Annotated in this window: 13 protein-coding genes; 4 read left to right on the top strand and 9 right to left on the bottom strand. The window is 57.4% G+C overall.

From position 1 onward, the window contains the following. Nucleotides 1-43 precede the first annotated feature (43 nt). Nucleotides 44-1,711 carry an energy-dependent translational throttle protein EttA gene (ettA, locus tag IAE30_RS06335; protein WP_072017012.1) on the bottom strand — a complete coding sequence of 556 codons (1,668 nt, stop codon included), beginning with the start codon at nucleotides 1,709-1,711 and terminating at the stop codon, nucleotides 44-46. Between the two features lie 174 nt (nucleotides 1,712-1,885). Here ettA and IAE30_RS06330 point away from each other — a divergent pair, with 174 nt between their 5' ends. Beyond that, complete coding sequence (locus IAE30_RS06330; RefSeq protein WP_200678581.1) at nucleotides 1,886-2,833, top strand: 2-hydroxyacid dehydrogenase; 948 nt, start codon at nucleotides 1,886-1,888, stop codon at nucleotides 2,831-2,833. Nucleotides 2,834-2,835: 2 nt separating this feature from the next. Here IAE30_RS06330 and deoR read toward each other — a convergent pair whose 3' ends face one another. After that, nucleotides 2,836-3,600: a DNA-binding transcriptional repressor DeoR gene (gene deoR, locus IAE30_RS06325; protein WP_038649214.1), complete on the bottom strand. Its 765-nt coding sequence runs from the start codon at nucleotides 3,598-3,600 to the stop codon at nucleotides 2,836-2,838. 362 nt (nucleotides 3,601-3,962) lie between these two features. Between deoR and rbsK the strand changes: the two genes are divergently transcribed. The 3 genes from rbsK to IAE30_RS06310 are packed head-to-tail and all read left to right on the top strand — an operon-like array spanning nucleotide 3,963 to nucleotide 7,225. Next, the gene (rbsK, locus tag IAE30_RS06320; RefSeq protein WP_200678579.1) at nucleotides 3,963-4,880 is read left to right on the top strand and encodes a ribokinase; all 918 of its coding nucleotides are present in this window, start codon (nucleotides 3,963-3,965) and stop codon (nucleotides 4,878-4,880) included. A 9-nt stretch (nucleotides 4,881-4,889) separates the two neighbouring features. After that, nucleotides 4,890-6,215 carry an L-fucose:H+ symporter permease gene (gene fucP, locus IAE30_RS06315; protein WP_045815942.1) on the top strand — a complete coding sequence of 442 codons (1,326 nt, stop codon included), beginning with the start codon at nucleotides 4,890-4,892 and terminating at the stop codon, nucleotides 6,213-6,215. Continuing rightward, a complete protein-coding gene (locus IAE30_RS06310; protein WP_200678577.1) occupies nucleotides 6,212-7,225 on the top strand; it encodes an aldose 1-epimerase family protein in 1,014 nt (337 codons plus the stop codon). Before fucP ends, IAE30_RS06310 begins: the two co-directional genes overlap by 4 nt. Before the next feature lie 130 nt (nucleotides 7,226-7,355). On the opposite strand, the gene urtE is transcribed toward IAE30_RS06310, so the two are convergent. From urtE to uca, 7 genes are all read right to left on the bottom strand, one after another. After that, the gene (urtE, locus tag IAE30_RS06305) at nucleotides 7,356-8,054 is read right to left on the bottom strand and encodes an urea ABC transporter ATP-binding subunit UrtE (protein ID WP_200678575.1); all 699 of its coding nucleotides are present in this window, start codon (nucleotides 8,052-8,054) and stop codon (nucleotides 7,356-7,358) included. 1 nt (nucleotide 8,055) lies between these two features. Further along, nucleotides 8,056-8,847, bottom strand: a complete 792-nt coding sequence (urtD, locus tag IAE30_RS06300) for an urea ABC transporter ATP-binding protein UrtD (RefSeq protein ID WP_034826215.1) — start codon at nucleotides 8,845-8,847, stop codon at nucleotides 8,056-8,058. Further along, nucleotides 8,840-9,916, bottom strand: a complete 1,077-nt coding sequence (gene urtC, locus IAE30_RS06295) for an urea ABC transporter permease subunit UrtC (protein WP_200678573.1) — start codon at nucleotides 9,914-9,916, stop codon at nucleotides 8,840-8,842. The genes urtD and urtC overlap by 8 nt, the downstream gene beginning before the upstream one ends. Further along, complete coding sequence (urtB, locus tag IAE30_RS06290; RefSeq protein ID WP_200537403.1) at nucleotides 9,916-11,481, bottom strand: urea ABC transporter permease subunit UrtB; 1,566 nt, start codon at nucleotides 11,479-11,481, stop codon at nucleotides 9,916-9,918. Before urtB ends, urtC begins: the two co-directional genes overlap by 1 nt. A 304-nt stretch (nucleotides 11,482-11,785) precedes the next feature. Further along, nucleotides 11,786-13,054, bottom strand: coding sequence for an urea ABC transporter substrate-binding protein (gene urtA, locus IAE30_RS06285; RefSeq protein WP_200679084.1), 1,269 nt, complete (start codon nucleotides 13,052-13,054; stop codon nucleotides 11,786-11,788). Nucleotides 13,055-13,082: 28 nt separating this feature from the next. Further along, nucleotides 13,083-13,781, bottom strand: a complete 699-nt coding sequence (locus tag IAE30_RS06280) for a GntR family transcriptional regulator (protein ID WP_200678571.1) — start codon at nucleotides 13,779-13,781, stop codon at nucleotides 13,083-13,085. Between the two features lie 9 nt (nucleotides 13,782-13,790). Next, the gene (gene uca / locus IAE30_RS06275) at nucleotides 13,791-17,408 is read right to left on the bottom strand and encodes an urea carboxylase (protein ID WP_200678569.1); all 3,618 of its coding nucleotides are present in this window, start codon (nucleotides 17,406-17,408) and stop codon (nucleotides 13,791-13,793) included. Nucleotide 17,409 lies beyond the last annotated feature (1 nt).

Here is a 17,409-nt window from a genome sequence, read left to right as displayed (position 1 = left end):
AATAATAAAGGCGCCAATCGGCGCCTTTTTCACATCATGACAATTACTTCGCCATACGCTTGTACTTGATACGCTTTGGCTCCAGCGCGTCAGCGCCGAGGGTGCGTTTCTTGTACTCTTCGTACTCGGTAAAGTTACCTTCGAAGAACTCCACCTTACCTTCATCCTGATAATCGATGATGTGGGTGGCGATACGGTCGAGGAACCAACGGTCATGCGAGATCACCATGGCACAGCCTGGGAACTCCAGCAGAGCGTTTTCCAGCGCGCGCAGGGTTTCGATGTCCAGGTCGTTGGTCGGTTCATCGAGCAGCAACAGGTTGCCGCCAACCTGCAGCAGTTTCGCAAGGTGCAGACGGCCACGCTCACCACCGGACAGCTCGCCAACGCGTTTGCCCTGATCGGTGCCTTTGAAGTTGAAGCGGCCAACATAGGCGCGGCTTGGCATCTCAACGTTGCCGACGCGCATAATGTCCTGACCACCAGACACTTCTTCAAACACGGTTTTGGAGTTGTCCATCGCGTCACGGAACTGGTCCACGGACGCCAGCTTGACGGTTTCGCCCAGCTCGATGGTGCCAGAATCGGGCTGTTCCTGACCGGACATCATGCGGAACAGGGTCGATTTACCGGCACCGTTCGGGCCGATGATGCCGACAATCGCGCCTTTCGGCACTGAGAAAGTCAGATCGTCGATCAGTACGCGGTCGCCATACGATTTGCTCAGGTTGGTCACTTCCAGCACTTTGTCGCCGAGGCGCGCACCTGGTGGAATGAACAATTCGTTGGTTTCGTTACGTTTCTGGTATTCGGTGTTGTTCAGCTCTTCGAAGCGCGCCAGACGGGCTTTGCCCTTAGACTGACGGCCTTTCGCGCCCTGACGAACCCACTCCAGCTCTTTCTCAATCGACTTGCGACGTGCCGCTTCAGAAGAAGCTTCCTGCGCCAGACGCTGATCTTTCTGCTCCAGCCAGGAAGAGTAGTTGCCTTCCCACGGAATACCTTCACCGCGGTCCAGCTCCAGAATCCAGCCAGCCACGTTGTCGAGGAAGTAACGGTCGTGCGTGATCGCCACCACGGTGCCTTCGAAGTCGTGCAGGAAACGCTCCAGCCAGGCCACGGATTCTGCATCCAGGTGGTTGGTCGGTTCGTCGAGCAGCAGCATGTCTGGCTTTTCCAGCAGCAGACGGCACAGCGCAACGCGGCGACGCTCACCACCGGACAGGTTGCCAATTTTGGCATCCCAATCTGGCAGACGCATCGCATCAGCAGCACGGTTCAGCTGGGTGTCGAGGTTATGGCCATCGTGCGCCTGGATCACTTCTTCCAGACGACCTTGTTCGGCAGCCAGTTTATCGAAATCGGCATCAGGATCGGCATACAGTGCGTACACTTCGTCGAGACGTTTCAGTGCACCAACCACTTCAGAAACCGCCTCTTCCACAGATTCACGCACGGTGTGCTCTGGGTTGAGTTTGGGTTCCTGCGGCAGATAGCCGACTTTGATGCCCGGCTGTGGGCGTGCTTCCCCTTCGATATCGGTATCAATACCGGCCATGATGCGCAGCAGGGTGGATTTACCCGCGCCGTTCAGGCCGAGTACACCGATTTTGGCGCCAGGGAAGAAGCTAAGAGAGATGTTCTTCAGAATGTGACGCTTCGGCGGAACCACTTTGCCGACGCGATGCATGCTATAGACGAATTGAGCCACGTTGTAATGAGCCTCTGGTCTGTGAATGGTGGAACCTCAGATGCTGAAGTTTAGCCGTTTTCACCTGGCAATCACAGCCGCATGGCGTTGAATCTTCTGGAGTGCCCATAACTGATTGATTCTCACTCAACAGTCGCTATGCTGCTTTTTTGCCTGGAAAACGGAGGGGGTTCGATGAGAGTGCTGATTGCTGCGGATGAACATGCCTGGGGCGGATTAATTCCGGCCATTCGTCAGACGTTACCGGATATGGAGTTTATTGCCTCGGCGGGCCATGCGGCGGAGAGTCTGGCCGGTTTTGATGCGCTAATTCCTGGTATGTGCCGGGTGGATGCCCGATTGATCGCCACGGCCGATCGCCTGAAGCTGGTGCAGCAGGCGGGTGTCGGGCTGGAAGGTGTCGATCTTGAAGCGGCCAAAAAGGCCGGCATTATGGTGGCGAACGTTCCCTCCGATCATTCCGGTAATGCCGATTCGGTGGCGGAGTTGGGGATTTGGATGATGATTGGTCTGGCACGTCGTCAGCATGAGATCGCCGATTGCCTGGCACAGCAGAGGCTGGGTCAACCCATTGGCTTAGGTCTGATGGGCAAAACCGTGGGACTGGTGGGGCTGGGCGGCATCGGCAAAGCTTTGGCGAAGCGACTGGCTCCGTTTGGCATGCGTATGATTGGGGTAAAACGTGAAGCGGATGAAGCTTTTGCGCACCAACATCAACTCGACTGGGTCGGCAATATGGCGCAGCTGCCGGAACTGTTGCAGCAGGCCGATTTTGTCGTGCTCAGCCTGCCTGACAATGCTACGACGCATAACATCATTAATGCCGATGCGCTGGCGCAGATGAAACCAGACAGTTTCCTGATCAACCTGGGTCGCGGTGGCCTGATCGAGAAGCAGGCGTTTCTGGCAGCGCTGGAAACGAAAAAATTGGCTGGCGCCGGGCTGGACGTGTTCTGGCAGGAGCCACCCGATCCACAAGATCCGGTGTTCCGCTATAACGTGATCGCGACGCCGCATATTGGCGGCGTCACCGATGTCTCAATGAAGGGAATTATCAAAGGGATCTGCGATAACCTGCGCCGTCTGCGCGATGGCGACGCGGTGATCGATCGCAAGGCATAATTTTAAGGCAGGCGCAGCGGGATGTTCTGTTGCGCCAGCCAGCTCTTCATCGCCGGCTCTGGCGCGCTGTCGCTCACCAGCAAATCAAAACGACGTAGCTCACCAATGCGCGCGGGCAGCACTTTGCCAAATTTGCTGCTGTCCGCCACCAACACGCGCGTGCGCGAACGCAGCATGGCGTGATGTTTCATCGCTAACTCATTGATGTTATAGCAGGTCGCGCCCTGTTCCTGATCGATTCCCGCGGCTGAGATAAAGGCCAGCGTCGGGCAGAGATCGTCGAGGATCGAGTGCGCGCCAATCGGCGTAAACAGCGCGTTATCGGCATGAAACTCGCCGCCACTCAATATCACATTACAGGCGGGTTTCTCTTTCAGCGCGAGGAAGGTGTTCATGGCGCAGCAAATCGCGGTAAACGCTAGCGTGTCCGGAATGGCATCCACGATATAAGGCAGGGTGGTGCCACAGTCGAAAAACACCGTGTCGTTTTCACTGATCAAACTGGCTGCGGCCTGCGCCAGGCGCTGTTTGCGTGCGGCATTTTGCCCGTGCTGATCGGAGACGAAATAGTGCCCGGCATGGCTTTTCGGATCGCTGACAATATACCCCCCCAACAGGACCACCGTAGAGGCTGGTTCGGTCAGATCGCGACGAATGGTCATCTCCGAGACGCCCAACAGTTGCGCCGCATCTTTCAGGTGCAGCTTATCGGTGCGCTTCAGTGCTTGCGCCAGCTTGTGAATACGTTCTTCGCGCCGGGTTTCCATGAGCATCTCTGTGTAATGACTATCCTGAGGAAGAAAGGTTTTACCCGTCGGCGTGGCAGAAGCGCCACTGAAATTTCGCGGTAAATCTCTCATATTTTAATGATTTGCGACTTTTCCAGCCGGCAATTTTTCAATATTACCTGTAATGAGATCGCCTCGCAAACTTCCCACACCGCGCTGAAAGCGTCAACGGCGCTGATGTGGTTTTGTTAAAATAATCACATATCTATTGCCGCCTTTGTTGAATAAATCGTTTTCACGGGCTGCTCAGGATGTGAATTTTATCACACCGATCACTTTTTATACCTGCTAATGTGATTTAAATAACATTTAAAAGCTAAAAATTCACCGGGGAGTAAACAATGGATATCGCGGTTATTGGGTCGAATATGGTGGACCTTATTACCTACACCAATCAGATGCCGAAAGCGGGCGAAACACTGGAAGCGCCTGATTTCGCCATCGGCTGTGGTGGCAAAGGGGCGAATCAGGCGGTGGCCGCCGCGAAAATGGGTGCCAGCGTGATGATGGTCAGCAAAGTGGGCGACGACCTGTTTGCGCCGAACACGGTAGCGAACCTCAAGCAGCAGGGCGTCGATACCCAATTTGTCACCACCGCGCCGGGCACCTCCAGCGGCGTGGCACCGATCTTTGTCGATGACCAATCGCAGAACCGCATTCTGATCATCAAAGGCGCTAACCAGCAGCTCAAACCCGCCGATATTGATGCGGCAGCCGAGGCGCTGAAAGCCTGCCAGCTGATCATCCTGCAACTCGAAATTCCTCTGGAAACCGTCTACTACGCGATTGATTTTGCACGTCAACACGACATCAAAGTGATTCTCAATCCGGCACCGGCGGTGGCGAATCTGGATATCGACTACGCCTGCAAATGTGACTTCTTTATGCCCAATGAAACCGAACTGGAGATTCTCACCGGTATGCCGGTGAGCACGGATGATGAGGTGAAACGGGCGGGGCAGGTATTACTCAAGCGCGGTCTGAAGAACCTGATTATCACCCTGGGTGGACGCGGTTCACTGTGGATGTCCGGCGACCATCTGCATCATGTGGCACCAACGGCAGTGCAGGCGGTGGATACCAGCGGCGCCGGTGATGCCTTTATCGGCTGTTTTGCCCACGAGCTGGTAAAAACCGGCGATATCGCGGCCGCAATGTCGCAAGCCTCGGCTTATGCCGCGTGCAGCGTGACCGGCCGTGGCACGCAGCGCTCCTATCCTGACGCGGAAACCTTCCAGCGTTTTCTCAACCTAAACTGAGGTCGAGTCATGCAACAGAACATTGTTCAGCAACCTGACGGCTATCTGAATAAGACGCCACTGTTTCAGTTCATTTTGCTCTCGTGCCTGTTCCCATTGTGGGGTTGTGCCGCGAGCTTAAACGATATCCTGATTACGCAATTCAAAAGCGTGTTTGCGCTAAGCGATTTTGCCAGTGCCCTGGTGCAGAGTGCGTTTTACGGTGGCTACTTCCTGATCGCGATTCCCGCCTCGCTGGTGATCCGCAAAGCCACTTACAAGCTGGCGATTTTGATGGGACTGGTGCTGTATATCGTCGGTTGCGTGCTGTTCTATCCGGCGTCACATATGGCGACTTACACCATGTTCCTCGCGGCGATCTTCGCCATCGCCATTGGTCTTAGCTTCCTCGAAACGGCGGCGAATACCTATAGCTCGATGATTGGCCACCGCGATCACGCCACGCTACGCCTTAACATCAGCCAGACGTTCTATCCGATTGGTGCGCTGATGGGCATCGTACTGGGTAAATATCTGGTGTTTCAGGATGGTGAAAGCCTGCATGCGCAGATGGCGGGCATGAACGCCGAGCAGGCCCACGCTTTCCGTCTTAGCATGCTGGAGCACACGCTGGAACCCTACAAATATCTGGTGATGGTGTTAGTGGTGGTGATGCTGCTGTTTCTGTTCACCCGCTACCCACGTTGCAAGCCGGAATCCAGTGAGAAATCGTTGCCCTCGCTGGGTGAAACCTTCCGCTATCTGGCGGGTAATCGTCACTTCAAACGTGGCATCGTGGCGCAATTCCTCTATGTCGGGATGCAGGTGGCGGTGTGGTCCTTCACCATTCGTCTGGCATTGACGCTGGGGGCAACAAACGAACGTCACGCCTCTAACTTTATGATTTACAGCTTTATCTGCTTCTTTATCGGTAAGTTTGTCGCCAACTTCCTGATGACGCGCTTCCGTGCGGAAAAAGTGCTGATTGCCTACTCGATTCTGGGTGTGATCACCCTCGCGTGGGTGATGTTTGTGCCAAACTTTACCGCCGTGTATGCGGCTGTGTTTGTCAGCGTGCTGTTTGGACCCTGCTGGGCCACTATCTATGCAGGCACGTTAGCTACGGTGGATAACAAGTACACTGAAGTGGCAGGCGCGTTTATCGTGATGTCGATTGTGGGTGCGGCGTTTATCCCGGCTATACAGGGATTCGCCTCTGATCATCTGGGATCGATGCAGCTGGCATTTGGTGTCTCGCTGCTGTGCTTTGCCTGGGTAGGGTTCTATTTCTGGGGCGAGCTGCGCCATAAAAATCAGGCCATTCAGGCTGGTCGTTTGGTTGAGGAGATGCCATGAAAACCCGATTACCGCTGAGACGTGAACAGTTTCATGAAACGCCCAGCACGCTGTTGCACAATGAGTATTTCCACGTCGAGTTGTTTCGCTATCCGGCGGGTGTGGAAGCGGTGCGTATCAGCAACCAGCGCGGCACGGTGATTGTGCTGCCGTTTTACGGTCAAATGGTGTGGGATGCGACCTTTGATGGGCATTCCCTCACCATGGGACACAGCTTTAAACAGCCGCTGCTGGGCAGTTCGATTATCGATACCTACGGCTGTTTTGCCTTCCATTCTGGGTTGCTGGCGAATGGCTGTCCGGCGCCCGATGACGATCATCCGCTGCACGGTGAAATGGCCTGCGCGCGTATGGACAGCGCGTGGATCGTGCTGGAGCAAGATCGCGTTTCTCTCGAAGGGGAAACCGAGTATGTGAAAGGTTTTGGGCATCACTATCTGGCGGCGCCTGCGGTGCGCGTGCAGGCCAACACGCCGCGTTTACAGATCGACATGAACGTGACGAATCTGGCGGGGGCGCCGATGCCTTTACAGTACATGTGCCATTTGAACAGTGCCTGGCAGACACATGGGCGTTTTAAGCAGTCGATCCCGCAGGATGCGTTCAAGCTACGCACCTCGATCCCGGCACATGTGAAGCCCACGCCGCAGTGGACCGCGTATAACGATCGGCTGGCGCACGATCCCCAGGCATTTCAGCCGTTAGATCAACCCGAAATGTGCGATCCTGAGATCGTGTTCTTTGCCGATAATCTGCCGCAGTACGGCAATGAGGTGCAGTTCGAACTGCATGCCCCAGAAGGCTATGCCTTGATGACGCGCTTCGATAGCCGACAGTTCCCCCACGCCACACGCTGGTTGCTGCACAATCACGATCAGCAGGTCGCGGCTTACGTGCTGCCCTCAACTTGTCGGCCAGAAGGATTTAAGGCGGCACAGCGTGCTGGAACCTTGATTGAGCTGGCATCGGGCGAGCAACGCCATTTCAGCGTGGAGACAGGCATTCTCTAATCGCAGGCGGCCTGAGTGCCGCCTGCCTCTGAACAGCACCAGACTGCGTTATCAGCCGACACACAACTGAAGAGCATGACGCCATTAATGGCACCCTCCATCTATGTGCGCATGAATGCGCACCCTACGGTCAAATCGCCACCAGCCCGCGCACGCCTTCTGCTTCCATATTGGATCCCTCGCCGCGTTGTACAATCTCACCTCGCGACATCACCAGATACTGATCGGCCAACTCGGCGGCGAAATCGTAAAACTGCTCAACCAGCAGGATCGCCATATCACCGCGCTGGGCTAACTGGCGGATCACCGCGCCGATCTCTTTGATCACTGATGGCTGGATCCCTTCGGTCGGCTCGTCAAGGATCAACAGCTGCGGCTTACATGCCAAAGCACGACCGATTGCCAGCTGCTGCTGTTGCCCACCGGACAGATCGCCGCCGCGTCGGGCCTTCATTTCGCGCAGCACCGGGAACAGCTGGTAAATCTCCTCGGGCACGGATTTGGACTGCGATCCCGAGAAGCGTGCCAGCCCCATCAGCAGATTCTCCTCCACCGTCAGGCGCGGGAAAATTTCGCGGCCCTGCGGCACATAAGCAATACCCGCTTGCACACGCTGATGCGGCTTACGGCTGTTGATCACCTTATCCTGCCAGCGAATCTCGCCAGACTTTGCCGGGATCAGCCCCATCAGGCATTTCAGTAGCGTGGTTTTCCCCACGCCGTTGCGGCCCAGCAGGCAGGTAATTTCACCCGGTTTGGTTTCGAAGGAGAGGCCGCGCAGGATATGGCTGCCGCCATAATATTGATTCAGTTCGGATACTTGCAGCATCTTAGCGCCCCAGATAAACGTCAATGACCCGATCGTTCGCCTGCACTTCGCGTAACGACCCCTCTGCCAGCACCTGGCCCTGATGCAACACCGTGACGTGATCGGCAATGGTCTCGACAAAACCCATGTCGTGTTCCACCACCATCAGCGAATGCTTGCCTGCCAGACTGCGGAACAGCTCGGCGGTGTACTCGGTTTCCGCGTCGGTCATACCCGCCGCGGGTTCGTCGAGCAGTAGCAGATGCGGGTCCTGCACTAACAACATGCCGATTTCGAGAAACTGCTTCTGACCGTGCGACAACAAGCCCGCTTTGCGCTGGCGTTCACCGCTCAGCCGCAGCAGTTTTAGCACCTCATCGATGCGATCCTGCTGTTCGCCGTTGAGTCGTGCGCGCAGGCTAGCCCACACCGACTTATCGTTTTTCAGCGCGATTTCCAGATTCTCAAACACCGTTAAGGCTTCAAACACCGTGGGTTTCTGGAACTTGCGGCCAATGCCGGCTCGAGCGATCTCCACCGACGACATGCGGGTGAGATCGGTGTCCTGGTCATAGATCACTTGCCCGTTGTCGGGACGGGTTTTGCCAGTGATCACATCCATCAGCGTGGTTTTGCCCGCGCCGTTGGGGCCGATCACACAACGCAGCTCGCCAACGCCGATCTTCAGCGAAAGATCAGTGAGTGCGCGGAAGCCGTCAAAGGAGACGTTGATCTTCTCCAGTTGCAGCACCGGATCGCTCTGATCGCGATGGCGATCGGCGGGATGGGGTTGGGTAAACAGTTGCTCAGTCATCACGCCTCCGGCGCAGCAGGCCAATCACACCACGCGGCAGGAACAGCGTGACGAGGATAAACATCAGGCCGAGGAAGAACAGCCAGTATTCGGGGAAGGCCACGGTGAACCAGCTTTTGGCCCCGTTCACAATCGCGGCCCCTAAAAGCGGACCAATTAAAGTACCGCGCCCGCCGAGTGCCACCCAGATAGCCGCCTCAATCGAGTTGGTCGGCGACATTTCACTGGGATTGATAATGCCGACCTGCGGTACATACAGCGCACCCGCAAGACCACATAACACCGCCGACAGCGTCCAGACAAACAGCTTGAAGCCTTTGGGGTCGTAACCGACAAACATCAAACGGTTTTCGGCATCGCGCACGGCGGTGAGCACCCGGCCAAATTTGCTGCGCGCCAGTGCGAAGCCAATGCCCAGGCTGATTAACAACAGCAGCACGGTGGCGACGAACAGTCCAATACGCGTGCCGGTGGCGGTCACGTTAAAGCCGAGCAGGGTGGTGAAACCGGTAAAACCGTTGTTACCGCCAAAGCCCGTTTCATTACGGAAGAACAGCAACATGCCTGCGTAGGTCAGCGCCTGCGTCATGATCGAGAAGTAAACGCCTTTGATTTTTGAGCGGAAGGCGAAGTAGCCGAACACTAGCGCCAGCAAACCCGGCACCAGCATGATCAGACACAGCGCCCAGGCAAAGTGCTGGGTACCCGCCCAGAACCACGGCAGCTCATTCCACGACAGGAACGACATAAAGGCTGGTAAGCCCTCGCCCGATGCCTGGCGCATCAGGTACATGCCCATCGCATAGCCGCCCAATGCGAAGAACAGACCGTGTCCAAGAGACAGCAATCCGGCGTAACCCCACACAAGATCCAGCGCCATCGCGACAATCGCATAGCAGAGGATTTTGCCGATCAAGGTCAGCGTGTAGGTGGAGATCGCAAGCGGATGTGTGGCCGGTAGCAGAGCGCAGAACGGCAGCACCAACAGCAGCACGGTGATCAGGATTCCGAGGCTGATGCTGAGGCGCGGCGCTTTGCGCGTCAGCGTTAACGTCAGGGGTTGGCTCATCAGTCTATTACCCTCCCTTTGAAGGCAAACAGGCCCTGTGGACGTTTCTGAATGAACAGCACGATCAGCACGAGGATGAGGATTTTACCCAGCACCGCACCAATCTGCGGTTCCAGCACTTTGTTGAGGATGCCCAGACCAAAGGCGGCGACTACCGTGCCCGCCAGTTGGCCTACGCCGCCCAGCACCACCACCAGGAAGGAGTCGATGATGTAACCCTGGCCGAGTTCCGGGCCGACGTTACCGAGCTGCGACAGCGCCACGCCGCCCAGTCCGGCAATGCCGGAACCCAGACCAAACGCCAGCATATCGATGCGCCCGGTTGGTACGCCGCAGCAATCGGCCATGGCACGGTTTTGCGTCACGGCGCGCACGCTCAGGCCCAGACGCGTTTTATTGAGCAGCAGCCAGGTCAGGCCGAGTACCGCAAACACAAACAGGATCACCGCAATACGGTTGTACGGCAGCACCAGATTAGGCAGCACTTGCCAGCCGCCAGACAGCCAGCTTGGGTTAGCCACTTCCAGGTTCTGTGCGCCAAACAGCATGCGCACCAGTTGGATCAGCATCAGACTGATGCCCCAGGTGGCGAGCAGGGTTTCCAGCGGGCGGCCGTATAAATGGCGAATGATGGTGCGCTCCAGCAGCATGCCAATGCTTGCGGTGATCAGGAATGCCACAGGCAGCGCCAGCAGCGGATACCACGCCAGCCACTGCGGTGCGAACTGCTGGAACAGGTTTTGTACAAACCAGGTGGCGTAAGCGCCGAGCATCAGCATCTCACCGTGCGCCATGTTGATCACGCCAAGCAGGCCGTAAGTGATCGCCAGACCCAGCGCGGCCAGCAGCAGGATCGAGCCGAGTGACAGGCCGGTAAACGCCTGACCGAACAGATCGCCCCACATCAGGCGATGTTTGATTTGTTGCAGGCTCTCCGTGGCCGCGGCGCGCACCTGCGCATCGGGTTCGTTGCTGGCTTGCGTTAAGCGATTGAGGCTGGCCTGCATATTAGGATCGCTGGATTCACCGAGCAGCGTGACGGCTTTGAGGCGTACGGCGGCATCCGGGCTGGCCAGTTGCAGGTTGGCGGCGGCCATGGCGAGCACGGCGTGAACCTGAGTGTCTTTTTCCACGGCGAGGCGCTGTTCGATCAGCGGCAACTGATCGGCCGCTCCATCGTTTTGCAACTGTTGTGCGGCACGCAGGCGGATAGCCGGATCATCGCTCACCAGCTGGTGGGCGGCGAGGGCGCTGGCGATTAACACGCGCAGCCGGTTGTTCATAAACAGCTTTTTGGTCTCACCCGTCGGCTGTTGTGCGCTGTCCAGCGGGATGAGTTTGTCATCCTGCTTGCTGAATGGCTGTTTATTTTGGTCGATGACCATGCTTTCGTTACGCAGCGCCTGCAGCAGCGGCAAGCGGCTGGCTTGCGGAGTGGCCGCCCACTGTTGCAGCAGATTGGCCTGTTCAGTGCGGCTGGCGGCGGCGAAATCAGCGCCATCGCCCGCCTGGGCGAGCCACGGCAGGAGCAGCAGCAGACAGCAAAGATAACGGCGGAGGATCATGGTTATCGTCCTGTTACGGTGGTGCAGTGTTGAAAACGGTCGCCATGAATGACGACCCTACGTTGTCCGGGCAAAGTTTGCAGGGTCACCATGAACGACGGCCCTATGTTGTCCGAGCGAAGTTTGCAGGGCCACCCTAATTGACGACCCTACATTGTCCGGTGCCTTTTCATAGGGAACGCATTCATGAACGCCGGGTTAAATACGGACTCATTGGCTTAAGTGAGCGTCATTACGTCATGAATGACGCCCCGACATTATCCGAGCGAAGTTTGTAGGGTCGCCCTTGAAGGCGACCACGGCATTACTTCGTCGATTTCACTGGATAATCCGGCTTCTTATCATTACCAGCGATATACGGGCTCCACGGCTGGGCACGTACCGTTTTATCGGTCTGCCACACCACGTTGAACTGGCCGTTCTCTTCGACTTCACCAATCATCACTGGCTTATGCAGATGGTGGTTGGTTTTATCCATGGTCAGCGTGAAGCCGTCCGGTGCTTTAAAGGTCTGTCCGGCCATCGCCGCACGCACTTTGTCCACATCGGTGGTACCCGCTTTTTCTACCGCCTGCGCCCACATATGGATGCCGACATAGGTTGCTTCCATCGGGTCATTGGTCACCACGGTGCCTGCGTTCGGCAGGTTGTGCGCTTTGGCATAAGCACGGTAATCCGCCACGAATTTCGCGTTAGTTGGGTTATCCACCGATTCGAAGTAGTTCCATGCGGCTAACTGACCCACCAGCGGTTTGGTATCAATCCCGCGCAGTTCTTCCTCGCCAACCGAGAAGGCGATCACCGGAATATCTGTGGCTTTGATGCCCTGGTTAGCCAGCTCTTTGTAGAACGGCACGTTGGAGTCACCGTTGATGGTGGAGATCACGGCGGTTTTGCCACCGGCGGAGAACTTCTTGATGTTAGAAACGATGGTCTGATAATCGCTGTAGCCAAACGGCGTGTAGACTTCTTCAATGTCTTTATCCTGAATGCCTTTGGTATGCAGGAAGGCGCGCAGGATCTTGTTGGTGGTGCGCGGGTAGACGTAATCGGTACCCAGCAGGAAGAAGCGCTTAGCGCTGCCGCCGTCTTCGCTCATCAGGTACTCCACCGCCGGAATCGCCTGCTGGTTAGGGGCGGCACCGGTATAGAACACGTTTGGCGACATCTCTTCGCCTTCATATTGCACGGGATAGAACAGCAGGCCGTTCAGCTCTTCAAACACCGGCAGCACCGACTTACGTGATACCGAGGTCCAGCAACCGAATACTGCCGCGACTTTATCCTGCGTTAACAGCTGGCGGGCTTTTTCCGCGAACAGCGGCCAGTTAGATGCCGGATCGACTACCACCGGTTCCAGCTTCTTGCCCAGCACCCCGCCTTTGGCGTTGATTTCATCAATGGTCATCAGGGCCACATCTTTCAGCGGCGTCTCGGAGATCGCCATGGTGCCGGAAAGCGACGACATGATGCCGACTTTGATGGTATCAGCGGCCTGGGCACCAAAGGTGAATCCCAGACTTGCCACGGTGGCGGTGAGCGCAAAAGCTTTTAGCAACGAACGTCTTTTCATCATTAACCCTCTAAATGTGTTAGTGTTTTTATTCAATGGGTTGAAGCCGGGCCTGCTGTAACATATGCAATGTGATCTTTCTGACCTCTGCCTTACTGACAGCGATGTGGTCGGTTAAAATGCGCTGTGCCTCCTCGGTGTGTTGCTGGAAAATCGCCCGTAAAATCTGAGCGTGTTCGCGGTATGTCGCATCCACCCGGTCGTCACGGGTAAAGTCGAGACGACGGATAATGCGGATCTTTTCGGTCAATTCGGCGTGGATACGCGCCATCTCCTGATTGCCAGCGGCGGCCACCAGCGCCATGTGAAAGGCTTCGTCGTGCGCCGACACCGCTTTGCCATCCTCAAGGCGTGTTGCATCGATCCAGAAGCTTTTCAGTTCGGTCAGGATCTCCGCACAGGCCAGCGGTGGCAGCGCGCACAGGCGGCGCACGGCTTCGCGCTCCAACACGGTGCGGAAGTCGTACAGTTCCTCGAAGTATTCGAAGTCGAACGGCTTCACCTGCCAGCCGCTGCGGAACCACACTTCGACATAGCCCTCGCGCTCCAGCCAGAACAGCGCCTGACGCACCGGCGTGCGGCTCACGTCGAGCCGATCGGCGATTTCGTTTTCGCTAAAGCGGTCACCGGGCATCAAACGAAACTCAAAAATGTCTTGTTTCAGTGCCTGATAAACCTTCTCCGCCAGTGCTTCCGGGCGGCCTTTGCTACGTGGGCTTTGATTCATACCAGCTCCTTATTCCAGCCACAGCAGGGTGTCGCCCGGACTCACCGGACGTCCTGCCTGGCAGGCGATGCGTTTCACCGTGCCGGCCTGCGGCGCGACAATCGCCAGTTCCATTTTCATTGCTTCGACGATGATCAGCGTCTGACCGGCTTCCACCGCGTCACCTGGCTGCACCAGCACTTTCCAGATGTTGCCGTTCATATCGGCACAGACCGCCAGTGCATCTTCGTCGGCTTCCGGGGCCATCAGCGTCTCTTCACTGGTCAGCGGCGCGTTCTGCTCTTCCTGCGCCCACAGCGTCACTTCCTGTTCGAAAGCGGCTGACTGGCGCTGACGGAATTCGGCAATCGAGTCGGCGTGTTCAGCGAGGAATTGCTGGTGGGCAGCGAAATCAAACAGGGTTTCTTCGATGCGCACCGTGGCGCGGCCTTCGCGGAAGTCATCGCGTAGCTGAGTGAGTTCATCTTCGGTCACCGGATAGAAGCGCACCTGATCGAAGAAGTGCAGCAGCCATGGCTCATCCGCCGCGAACTGGTCGTTCTTGAGGAATTTGTTCCAGATTGGCAGCGTACGACCCACCAGTTGATAGCCACCTGGGGAATCCATGCCGTAGATGCACATGTACATCCCGCCAATACCGACCGTGCCTTCGGCGGTAAAGGTACGTGCCGGGCTGTATTTGGAACTGAGCAGGCGATGGCGCGGATCGATCGGCACGGCACAAGGCGCACCGAGATAGACATCGCCCAGGCCGAGGATCAAATAGCTGGCATCGAAAAGGGTATCGCGCACCGCTTCACGACTCTCCAGCCCATTAATACGCTGGATAAAATCGACGTTGTTTGGCAGCCAGGGCGCACTGGCCCGCACGGTTTCTTTGTAACGCTCGACGGCACCGAGTGTGGCGCTGTCTTCAAACGCCATTGGCATCCAGACAATCCGTGACGGCACCTTCAGCTGGCTGACATCACCGAGTCCGGCTTCCAGTTCCAGCAGCAGATTCATCAGCTGTTTCTGGCTGAGGATCAGGCTGTCATAGCGCACCTGCAATGAACGCACACCGGGCGATAACTCTTCCACGCCGGGCTCCGCGCGTTCGCGCAGCGCATTCATCAACAGGTGCACACGCAGACGCAGCGCCAGATCCAGCACGTTATCGCCATACTCAATCAGCACGTATTTATCCCCGGCCTGGCGATAAACCGCCGCTGGTGTGGCAGCCGTAGCAGGTAAGGCGGCGAGCAAGGTGGCGGAGCCAATATCGCTGGCGGCCAGTGAGGGCACCTCAAAAGCAGGCGCATGAGTGCTGCGCAGAGTTTCCACGCTGTGCGCCTGCGCTTTCTCCAGCGCCACCGCTTCGTCAGCGCTGATCGGATGGAAGCGAATGCGGTCGCCTGGTTTCACCTGACCGACTTTCCACAGCTCCGCTTTGGCAATCGTCACCGGACAGACGAAACCGCCGAGGCTTGGACCGTCATGGGTCAGGATCACCGGGAAGTCGCCGGTGAAGTTCACCGCGCCAATCGCGTATTCGCAGTCGTGCACGTTAGAAGGGTGCAGCCCGGCTTCGCCGCCGTTGGCACGCGTCCAGGTCGGTTTTGGCCCGACTAAACGTACGCCGAGGCGGTTGGAGTTGTAGTGCACCTGCCAGTCGCTGGCAAAGAACTCGTCGATGGCAGCCTGGGTGAAGAAATCCGGTGCGCCGTGCGGGCCGTACAGCACGCCGATGCGCCATTCGCTGCCATAGTGCGGCACCAGCGCGTGATCGAGCGCTTGCGGTTCACTGATCGGCGCGGGCGTGGTGCAGGCGGCCAGCAGCGGCTGAGAGATCGGCAGCATATCCGCGACGCGCAGGGTGCGTCCGGCATGGCCGCCAAACTGGCCGAGTGAGAAGGTAGAACGGCTGCCCAGATATTCCGGCACATCGAAACCGTTGCGTACCGCCAGATAGGTGCGGCAACCGCTCTGAGCGCGGCCCAGCGTCAAGGTTTGCCCTGCTTTCACGCTGATTGGCTGCCAGTAATTGAGGCTTGCGCCATCCAGTTCTGCCGGGCAATCGGCTCCGGTCAGGGCGATCACCGCATCGCTGTGGAAACGCAGCGTCGGGCCTTGCAGAGTGAATTCCAGCCCGGCGGCGCTGTCGTGGTTGCCGACAATGCGGTTAGCGAGACGGAAAGCATAATCATCCATCGGGCCAGAAGGCGGCACGCCAATATCCCAATAGCCGAGGCGGCCAGGGAAATCCTGGATGCTGCTGAAGGTGCCCGGTTGCAGCACTTCAATCACGCTGGCAGACGGCGTAAAACTGTCGAGGAAACGCGTCCAGACTTTGCCGCTGCTGAACGCTTCGGTGGCAACAATCTGGCGCAGATAATCGAGGTTGGTGGCGATGCCGTGCAGCTGCGTGGCATCTAGCGCCTGCTGCATTTTCGCCAGCGCCGCTTCACGCGTGTCGGCGTGAACGATCAGTTTGGCGATCATCGGATCGTAAAACGCTGAGACTTCGGTGCCGGTATCGATCCAGCCATCCACGCGCACGTCATCCGGGAAACTGACGCCGGTCAGCGTGCCGGGGCTTGGCTGGAAGTTTTTCAGTGGATCTTCCGCGTAGATACGCACTTCAATCGATGCGCCTTTGGGGGCCTGTTGCAGACGCGACCAGTCGATGGCATCACCGGCGGCAACTTGCAGCATGCACGCGACCAGATCGAGGCCGGTGACACATTCGGTGACCGGATGTTCCACCTGCAAGCGGGTGTTCACTTCGAGGAAGTAGAAGGCATCCTGTTCGGCATCGTAGATGTATTCCACGGTGCCCGCGCTGCGGTAATTCACTAACTCACCCAGACGCACGGCGGATGACAGCAGCGCTTCACGCGTTGCCTGCGGCAGGTTCGGTGCCGGGGTTTCTTCCACTACCTTCTGGTTACGGCGTTGCAACGAACAGTCGCGCTCACCGAGGGCAATCACTTTGCCGGTGCCATCGCCAAAAATCTGCACTTCAACGTGGCGCGCGCGGTCGATAAAGCGCTCCAGGAACACGCCAGCATCACTGAAAAACTGTTCGCCGAGACGACGTACGCTCTCCCACGCATTGCGCAGCGCATCTGCATCGTCACAACGGGTTAAGCCAATGCCGCCGCCGCCCGCCGTGCTTTTCAGCATCACCGGATAACCGATGTTTTCTGCCGCGCTGAGCGCCTCTTCCAGCGAGTTGAGCAGCGGTGTGCCAGGCGTCATCGGCACACCCGCGTTGGCGGCCAACTCGCGTGCGCGGTGCTTCAGGCCGAACTCGCCAATCTGCTGCGCCGTCGGGCCAACAAAAGCAATCCCCGCTTCTTCACAGGCGGCGGCAAACGGCAGGCTTTCGGAGAGGAAGCCGTAGCCCGGCCAGATGGCTTCTGCGCCGGTCTCTTTGGCGGCGGCCAGAATCTTATCGATACGCAGATAGCTGTCGCTGGCTTTATCGCCACCCAGCGCAATCGCCACATCGGCTTCTTTGACATGGCGCGCGTTACGGTCGGCATCGGAGTAAACGGCGACGCTCTTCACACCAAGACGTTTCAGGGTGCGAATCGCACGGCAGGCGATTTCGCCACGGTTAGCGATCAGTACGGTGCTGAACATG

It is taken from the genome of Pantoea sp. S61 (assembly GCF_016625145.1).
GTDB lineage: Bacteria > Pseudomonadota > Gammaproteobacteria > Enterobacterales > Enterobacteriaceae > Pantoea > Pantoea rwandensis_B.
The sequence above is the reverse complement of the archived record's forward strand: the minus strand, read 5'-3'. Positions and strand labels throughout refer to the sequence as shown.

Excerpts from the sequence above, each read along its gene's own strand:
- IAE30_RS06330 (WP_200678581.1), top strand. The coding sequence starts at position 1,886 with ATGAGAGTGCTGATTGCTGCGGATGAACATGCCTGGGGCGGATTAATT.
- deoR (WP_038649214.1), bottom strand. The coding sequence starts at position 3,600 with ATGGAAACCCGGCGCGAAGAACGTATTCACAAGCTGGCGCAAGCACTG.
- rbsK (WP_200678579.1), top strand. The coding sequence starts at position 3,963 with ATGGATATCGCGGTTATTGGGTCGAATATGGTGGACCTTATTACCTAC.
- fucP (WP_045815942.1), top strand. The coding sequence starts at position 4,890 with ATGCAACAGAACATTGTTCAGCAACCTGACGGCTATCTGAATAAGACG.
- IAE30_RS06310 (WP_200678577.1), top strand. The coding sequence starts at position 6,212 with ATGAAAACCCGATTACCGCTGAGACGTGAACAGTTTCATGAAACGCCC.
- urtE (WP_200678575.1), bottom strand. The coding sequence starts at position 8,054 with ATGCTGCAAGTATCCGAACTGAATCAATATTATGGCGGCAGCCATATC.
- urtD (WP_034826215.1), bottom strand. The coding sequence starts at position 8,847 with ATGACTGAGCAACTGTTTACCCAACCCCATCCCGCCGATCGCCATCGC.
- urtC (WP_200678573.1), bottom strand. The coding sequence starts at position 9,916 with ATGAGCCAACCCCTGACGTTAACGCTGACGCGCAAAGCGCCGCGCCTC.
- urtB (WP_200537403.1), bottom strand. The coding sequence starts at position 11,481 with ATGATCCTCCGCCGTTATCTTTGCTGTCTGCTGCTGCTCCTGCCGTGG.
- urtA (WP_200679084.1), bottom strand. The coding sequence starts at position 13,054 with ATGAAAAGACGTTCGTTGCTAAAAGCTTTTGCGCTCACCGCCACCGTG.
- IAE30_RS06280 (WP_200678571.1), bottom strand. The coding sequence starts at position 13,781 with ATGAATCAAAGCCCACGTAGCAAAGGCCGCCCGGAAGCACTGGCGGAG.
- uca (WP_200678569.1), bottom strand. The coding sequence starts at position 17,408 with ATGTTCAGCACCGTACTGATCGCTAACCGTGGCGAAATCGCCTGCCGT.